Origin of the sequence: Rhodococcus sp. BH5 (genome assembly GCF_027583855.1) — a bacterium.
Taxonomy (GTDB): domain Bacteria; phylum Actinomycetota; class Actinomycetes; order Mycobacteriales; family Mycobacteriaceae; genus Rhodococcus_F; species Rhodococcus_F qingshengii.
In genome coordinates, this window is the sequence record NZ_JAJHVW010000024.1 from 25373 (window position 1) to 33219 (window position 7847).

At 63.5% G+C, this 7847-nt stretch carries 6 protein-coding genes; 2 read left to right on the top strand and 4 right to left on the bottom strand.

Features of this window, described 5'->3' with window-relative positions:
• Positions 1-12 precede the first annotated feature (12 nt).
• The 4 genes from RhoBH5_RS30545 to RhoBH5_RS30560 form a co-directional block, all read right to left on the bottom strand.
• Positions 13-603: a hypothetical protein gene (locus RhoBH5_RS30545; RefSeq protein WP_270009317.1), complete on the bottom strand. Its 591-nt coding sequence runs from the start codon at positions 601-603 to the stop codon at positions 13-15.
• On the bottom strand, positions 600-1103 hold the full coding sequence (locus RhoBH5_RS30550; RefSeq protein WP_270009318.1) for a hypothetical protein: 504 nt from the start codon (positions 1101-1103) through the stop codon (positions 600-602). Before RhoBH5_RS30550 ends, RhoBH5_RS30545 begins: the two co-directional genes overlap by 4 nt.
• 93 nt (positions 1104-1196) lie before the next feature.
• The gene (locus RhoBH5_RS30555) at positions 1197-4316 is read right to left on the bottom strand and encodes a hypothetical protein (RefSeq protein WP_270009319.1); all 3120 of its coding nucleotides are present in this window, start codon (positions 4314-4316) and stop codon (positions 1197-1199) included.
• Positions 4317-4353: 37 nt separating this feature from the next.
• On the bottom strand, positions 4354-5001 hold the full coding sequence (locus RhoBH5_RS30560) for a DUF3710 domain-containing protein (protein WP_333482276.1): 648 nt from the start codon (positions 4999-5001) through the stop codon (positions 4354-4356).
• Between RhoBH5_RS30560 and RhoBH5_RS30565 the strand changes: the two genes are divergently transcribed.
• Both RhoBH5_RS30565 and RhoBH5_RS30570 read left to right on the top strand, forming a co-directional pair.
• Positions 5000-5362: a hypothetical protein gene (locus tag RhoBH5_RS30565; protein WP_270009320.1), complete on the top strand. Its 363-nt coding sequence runs from the start codon at positions 5000-5002 to the stop codon at positions 5360-5362. The two genes, RhoBH5_RS30560 and RhoBH5_RS30565, sit on opposite strands and share 2 nt — an antisense overlap.
• 939 nt (positions 5363-6301) lie before the next feature.
• The gene (locus RhoBH5_RS30570; protein ID WP_270009321.1) at positions 6302-7189 is read left to right on the top strand and encodes a helix-turn-helix domain-containing protein; all 888 of its coding nucleotides are present in this window, start codon (positions 6302-6304) and stop codon (positions 7187-7189) included.
• Positions 7190-7847: the final 658 nt, after the last annotated feature.

A 7847-nucleotide genomic window follows, 5' to 3' on the forward strand; every position in this document is an offset into this window, starting at 1 on the left:
TCGGTTCTTTTTTCAGACTCGCGCGGAGGTCAGCAGCAGCGCGATCAGGACGACAAGGGTGAGCGCGCCGACGACGACGGCGCAGGCGGCGACCAATCTCACCGGCGCGGCGATGCCGGTGGTCTCTGCGGGGGTGTGGGCTGCGATGATCCACGCGCCTGACGCGACGGATATGACGACGAGCGCAGCTATTGCGCCGATCGTGGTGCCGTTGAGCGTCGACTGTGCGAACAGTGTCGTTCCGCTGCGTAGGGCGTCTCCGAGTGGCTTGGCGAACACTGTGAACAGCGCGGAGATGATCATCGCGACGGCACCGAAGGTGATCAGTCGTTTAGTCCGAGGAGTGGCCGCTGCGTTCCGGTTCTTCTCCAGTTCCTCGAGTAGCGCCGGGTCGATTGCAGACCTCTCCTCCCACGTCCTCTGCGCAGAGCCGCGGCCGGTGAGAATGCGGCGCAACGAGCGGCATTTCGTCTGACGCACCGGCGCAGGGGTGGGGCGTACCGGCGCAGGGTGTTCCGGTGTCGCTCCGCGCGGCGGCGCAGTGGTGACGAACCCGGACAGGTCGCCCGTGCGGGCGACCTGTCGGGCGGCGGGGATGGTCATCGCTGATCGGCGCCGACGACGTCGGCGATACGTTCGTACACGTCAGCCGGGCAAAACGTTGGCCCCACGGCGATGGCGAGGGCGATCGCGCCGAGGTTCTCGGACTTCTTCCCGATCTCGCCGAGACCACCGAGAATCGACTTCCACGCGTCGGCTCCACCATTTTCTGCGCTGCCTTTTCCAGCGAACAACGATGATGGATCGAGGGCGGCTGCGCCGGTGAAACTTCCATCCAGCAGGTCCGCCAATGATGTCGGAACTACGTCGCCTTGGCTGGCGCGCATCAACTCCCGCGAGATCGCGGCGATGTGCACTTTGGCGTCGTTCCATCCGGCGGCGGTGATGCGGGACTCCACGGCTTTGCGCAGCCAGTCGGGATCCTCGATCTTCGGGAGCTGCGCGCCGCGACGGATCGCGTCGGCGACGGTCAGGACGGTGAGCCACTGCGGGCCGAATTCGCGCTCGGCGTAGAGATCGGAAAGATTACGTGCAGGCAGCATGAAAACTGTTCTCCTGAAGTAGAAATGGTCATTGTCGGTGGTGCGGGCCACGAAGGCTCCGCGGCCCGCACTGCCGCTGGGATGAAAGACGAATCAGACGCCGACGAGGAACTCGTCGGGAATTTCGACGAGACTCCGGTCAGCAGTAGGTGTGCCGGTGAACGTGGTCCCATATGTGGGGCTTGCGACCGTGGGAACCGGCGTGCGCTCCGCTGTCGGCGCGGGAGCTGTTGCTGCACGGGAAGTTCCGGCGACCATCGGGTCCGCCAAAATCCTTCCTCCGAGGCTTTCGAGTGCACCCTTGGGTAACAATGCCCCGATCAGTGCACCGAGGACAGCGCCGGGCGCTGAGAGCAACAGTCCGCCGATCAACGCATCGAAGAGGCCGTGCATCAACGCGGTACCGATGACGGAAAGAACCGCCGAGATGGTACCCAACGTCAGTCCACCCGCGAGAGCGCCCAGTGGAACGGTCGCCAGCATCGACGCCAACGCCACAGCACCGCCGATCGGAACCGATTCGAGGAGGGACAAGCCCAACGCCATCGGAAACAGGAGCGGCAGCGACGCCAACCACAACAGTGGAGCGAGCAATGCCGGTGCCAGGAACAACGGCAATGTCAGCAAGAACACCGGAATTCCGATCACCGCCGCCGCCAGTACCAGCGCTGCGATGATCACCACCGCCCACGCGGTCGCCCCGATGGCCGCGATTGCCCCGGTGATTCCTGCCAGGACACCAAGTCCGATGTTCAGACCAGGCACCACCCACCCAGCGAGAGAGCCGACGACAAGGATGACCGTCACGACCAGCGTGATCGCGGAGACGATCATCAGCGGGACCCACAGCGGCGAAGACACGATCAGCCCCACGAGTATCGTGCCCATGATCCCCAAGACGAGCGGGGGGACCAATGACGCCGCCAACGCTCCGAGGATCAGCGGCAACGCGGCCAGCGCCGACAACGCCGCGAGTGCAAGCAAATTCGGCAAGAACGTCAGCGGGATCGATGCCAACCCCGCCAGTGCTCCGAGCACCGTCGACGCCAACGCACCGAGCAACGCACCCAGCGGAGCACTGAGAGCGGAACCCAGGATGAAACCGGGAATCGCGGCAAGCAGATTCTTCGGGTCGAGGGTGCCGATCAGGAACCCGAGGATCGAGCCCAGAAGCGCCCCGGCGAGCGCCCCGAGAACGGATCCCTTGACGATGTTGTCGGGATCGGCGTCCCCGGCGAGGAAGCTCTCCCACAGGTCCGCGAGCGCCGACGCGAGCGGGGCAAACCGTTCACCCAGGAACCTCGAGAAGTCATCCCATCCGGAACTCTTGGACAGCTCCTGCAAGAACCGGCCGATCCGATCGAGGACCGACTTCGCGATCGACTGGTTCCACGCATCGCCCGCCAGTCCGAGGAGCCGTGCCAGCGCCGCATCGAGCTCACTGTCCCTGTTCGAACGGATCCAGGCATCAACGGCCGGAATACCGAGGGCGAGCGCGAGAATGATCGCCAACGGTGTTCCTGCGAGGGCGCCGAGAACACCGCCCACCACAGATCCGAGAATGGCCGCGGAGATACCGAGAAGCACTGCACCTAGTACTGCGCTGACCAGTCTGGTCAGAAGGTCGGCCGTCAAATATCCGAGGATTGCGCCGATGATCGCGCCGGGGATCACACTGAGTGCGGTCAACAGCGGCACCGCGAGCGCGATGAACGCAGCGGATGCCGCGAGCCCTGCGAGTGCGCCGAGACCAGCCGATCCGAGCACGACCAGCGGCGCGAGCACCACGAACGCCACGATCGGGATCAGGAACGTCAACGCGGTGAGCGTCAGGAGGGCGATGACGATCACAGCTGCGGCGGCAGCGATGCCGGAGGTGATTCCGGTGATCGCGAACCACGGCAGACCGATACCGCCGGTGCCGACAGAGCCGGCGATGACGATCACGGCCGCAACCGCCAGCCCGGCCAACAGTCCCAGGGCGATCACCGGGAGCATCGCAACGCCGACGAATAGGAGCCAACCGCCGAATAGCACGGTCCCCAACACGATCACGGCCAGTGCAGATCCAGCCGCCGCTCCGAGGAGCGGGAAGCCCAGCAACGTCGGCAGTGTCAGAAGCAGGGACCCGAGCAAGCCCACCAAACCTGTCGCGGCGCCGCCCAGCGCAGCGCCAGGCAATGCGCCGAGGAGCCCGGCAAGGATGGCCAGGGGGGTAAGTGCACCGAGCGCCCCGCCCAGGAGCGCGCCCTGCGATCCGAGTAACAGGCCACCGAGAGTCGAGCCACCGACAGCGCCGACGATGATCGGCAGCACCGCAGGCCAAATTTCACCGAGCAGATAAGGGATCGCTTCGCCGAGGTTCGAGAGCGATCGCGTGATGACCAGTTCGAGATCCGCACTCGCCTGGGCCCCGATCACCCGCTCCGATACCCGCAAAAGCGCGCCGATGGGATCGGCGGCGATCACTTCGGCTCCACCGGCGATCGCGAGTGCTTCGGTGAGAGTCCCGGCCGGGTTCGTCACGAACGAGTCGATCAGATCGGCCAGGCCGTTGACTGCCTGCTCGCGTGGGGTGGCACCGTCATGAGGCCCGAACGGGGTGTACGAGGTGTTCCACAACGCCGCCCACTCCGGGGATCCCGTGACCTCGGCGATCCCTTCCCCGAGCACCCGCTCCACAGCTGTCGGCCAGGTCGCCGGGTTGTAGAGGTCCGCGCCGGTCCGGTCGAGGAGCCGGGCGTGCAGCGTTCCGATCTGGTCGCCGAACTCGGGGCTACCGGGAGTGTCGAGTAGGAATCCGATGCCCGCGGCGACATTGTCGAACTCCGCCCGTAGCTGCGCCTGGGCGATATCTGCGCCACTGACCTTGGGGAAGTCGGCTTCCTTCCCGCCGTCTCCGGGCGCACCGGAGCCGGACGGCGTGCTCTGCGTCGCCTCACCGACGAAGGTCTCCTTGCGGAGCATGTTCTGCAGCGGCCCCTCGCTTACGAGAGCGGCAATCGGCTCAGGGAGCGGCGGAAGTTGGGGCGCAACGGGCAGGGCTTGCGCCACCTGCTCGACCAGCGAAGCAAGGTCTGATGGCGGATCGGGCACGATCAACGGCGATGCATTGGCAGTGGGTGCGCCGAGAAGCGCTCCGGCGACTGGTAGCGCCACGGCCGCACCGGCGAGAAGACCGGTCTTGGTCGCCCGTGGGACAGAATAGGTCATGGTGTGTCCTTCCTACCGAGGCAGAGATGCCTGGTGCCTATGGGGAGATCGGGAGCAGTGACAGGTCGAGCGGCTCGTCTACGACCATCGGTTCCGCCCCGCGGCGGATCACGGCGTCGGAGAGCAACGAATCGACCCATTCACGTGGGATCGTCCCGATTGCGTTGTAACTGACCACGGTTCGCAGTACCCAACGACTTCGCGGGATCCCCACGATCAACAACCCTCCCACGGCGTGGTGAACGGTGATTTCAGTTCCCCAGGGCCCGCGTTGTGTGCTCGGCTTCATGCCGTCCGCTCGCAACTGAGCGAGCATCACGGGTACATGTGTTTCTTCCCAACGGTTTCCGGATCGGGGTGCCGCCAGCACCGTCACCGTGACCCGCATCCGGTCCGCCACGAGATGGAGTGCGTCCGGATAGCCGCCGTCGGGGCGTTCGATCTCGACACCGACACCGCGCGGAATCAGCAGACTCAGCGTAGCTGTCCGCAATCGTCTTTCAGCGCAATGTCGCCCGCGCCGATACTCCGATGTTTCACCGAAATCATAAGGACCTAAGGATGTTTCACAGTGTGGGCGGTATCCGCAACTCATACCACGGGTCCGCGCACCGCGCGCCTTGACCAGTCCCCCGCTCTCTGCACTGCCGACGGCGTCCACGAACGGCTGGACACTCTCGGGCATGACCGGCAAGGTCGTCTTCGTCGCGGCAGCCGTCACCTCGTTGGCCCTTTCCTGCTTTGATCAGATCGAGCGATCTGGGCATCTGTCTGCGAATCATCGAGCAGCGTGTTGGGCTTTCGCGGGAGCGGCGAATTCACTGTCCGCGGGGCCGTTCCAGATACTGAAGGCACGGGCGGTGTACGTCTCTGTGCACTGCTTGACGGCTTCGGCAACCGCGGCAGCATCCCACCGACTGAAGTGGCCAGCGCCCTCTTTCGACTTCTCACAGGCCAGGGACGAACTGATTCAGCCCCAGGGGCAAGTCGACGAGGTCCGCCGATCACCACAGCCGACACCGCCGCTGAAGTCGATGCACTCTTGAGCGTTGCATTGCCGTCACACCTCTCACACTGCTTCAACCAGTACCTATGGTCGCCAGTCTCGAGGACCACTCATTCTGCGGCAAGGACGTTTCGCACGCGCTCGGGCGTGTCGTTCGACAATCTGAAAAGCCCAGAACCCAGGGCAGCTTTCTCACCCAGCACTGAACGGCTCACTGATAACTCAGCTGGCCTCCCTGGTTTCAGGGTGCCGAACCATAGAGTCCCGTCGATGCGAGAGGACTGCCGTCGAGCCCATCCCCTCTAGCCCAACTGCCCCGGCCAACTTCACTCTGTAACGCTCGATCTTTACGATTACCCCGAGGAAGTCCTGGCATCGATCGAGGTCACTCCACCTCACATCGACCATCGCGGCGACAATGGTCTCGGTGACTTCGTCTTTTGCGACTCCATAGGCCACGACGGGGTCGCTCCGGCTAACGCGGTGGTTGATGAAGATGCCGGAGCATCCTGACCCGGCTTAGTTGTGCAGCAGTGAGACCCGCACCGATTGGCGGATTCCAAGGATCGTCGCAACACGAGGAGTATCCAACTCTACTGGATTTCGCTGTGTTCTCGGGCTTTGCGGCGACCTCCTCGCGCCGGATGCGCGATGGGTAGGGGCCATCAGTAGGTGGTGCCCATCGCGGTTCGGACCTCACAGGGCGTCTGTTGGGCATTGATTCTGGCGACGGCATTCGCTGCTTTGCGCCAACCAACCGAAGCATTGCTTCACAGTTTCAGGATCGGGCACTAATCGGCTATCCCAACATGTGGCGTTTTGTCTATGTCGTGCAGCACGTTTAGCGCAGATAATCCGGGCCTGCCGGTACTTTTCCCTTTATGGACATTATGCGGCTACCTCCACGGGTGGTGGCAGGCAACATCGCACCGCCGAGTCAGCCACCCACTTCGGCGAAGACTGCGGGGAGTCGCCGGTCGTGCGCGTATCCGCCCCTCTGACTCTGCGCGACGGTGACCATGACCGCCTCCAGGCCGAAGCTGATTGTGTTGGCACATCACATGATTCGGTGGCCCGCGCACAGATCGTCCTCCTGGCCGCGGCCGGCCATTCGAACACCATGATTGCCAAGGGATTAGGTACCTCGCGCCCGACAGTGATCAGTTGGCGCTCCCGATACGCCGAACACGGCATCGACGGACTCACAGATAGTCCGAAACCCGGCCGACCTCGCGTCGTCGAACCTCACACGATCATCGCCGCACTCCTGACCACGCCCCCAGCCAGATACGAGATACCCCACTGGAACTCCCGTCTACTGGCTCAGCACCTCCAGATCGGAAAAACGACAGTGCAGGCGGCATGGAAGGAATACGGTGTCAAACCCTGTGGCCCCGACAGGTTCACCTTCGCGACTGTCCCGCCGCTTGCCGCGAAGATCACTGCGGTCATTGGCCTCCATATCGGCGTAGAGGCCAACGCGATTGCACTCACCGTTACGCGCACATCCGGCAGACCCGACCAGGCGCGATCAAGCCACTCCGTGCTTCCGCTCGACCAGTTCCATCGCTACCTCGCTCGCCGAGCCCTGCTCCTGGACGCCGATACACCTATCGCGACGAGAACAACGGTCGAGCAACCTTCCCGACCCGACGCCGACCTCGCCGAGTTCTGCAACCGAACTGCAGCAATGCATCCGAATGAGCAGGTGCACTTGATCTTCGATACCTTCACCGAACATCTCGAACACCTCCCGACAACCCCGGCCGCATACCCGAATGTTCGAACACACCACACCCTGACCGCGATCGCATGGCTTCATTTGGTCGATGTGTGGCTTGCCATCACCGCCCCACACGCCACATAACTTCGGGTTAGCGAGATAGTCCCAGATAGACCCAAACGATTGTTCCTTCCGTCGCCGTGTCTTCAACTTCCGCTTCGCGAACTTCGTGCCGACCTTCTGCAGCGCGGTCCGCATCACCTGGTTCTTTCGGCGGTGTGCGGTGACGGCACCGTCGGACCACCTGACGTCAAGGCTCTTCGGATCGTCATCGGTAGTGACCGCGAAAGTGATCACCGACAGGATCAATACGCCCAGAGCGTATGGACTCGGAAGCGGCATCAACTACCTGGTCCTGAAGGACCAGGCTTGCTGCTCACCGACCTAGCCAATGTCGGTCCCCGCCCCGTGGTCGAGTCGTCCAACGGGCACGATAGGGACGTGTTCAACATCTTCCGACTTTTCCGACTTCAGGGCGCCGGCCGCCAGCCAACTAACGATTCAGCAGTCGAATGGCAGCAACTCTCACCTGCCGGCGAGGACGACCGACTCAGGCTCATCATCGACGACTTCAACGCAACCTCTCGGGAACCGTTCTGCGCACCAGAGGACCACGATTATCAACTACCTGGTCCTGAAGGACCAGGTTTGCTGCTCACCGACCTAGCTGGATGCTAGAGCGGTGGCTGCTTTAGGCACGGTTGATTGAGCGGCCCAATACTTTTCGTGTCCGAGTGCAGCG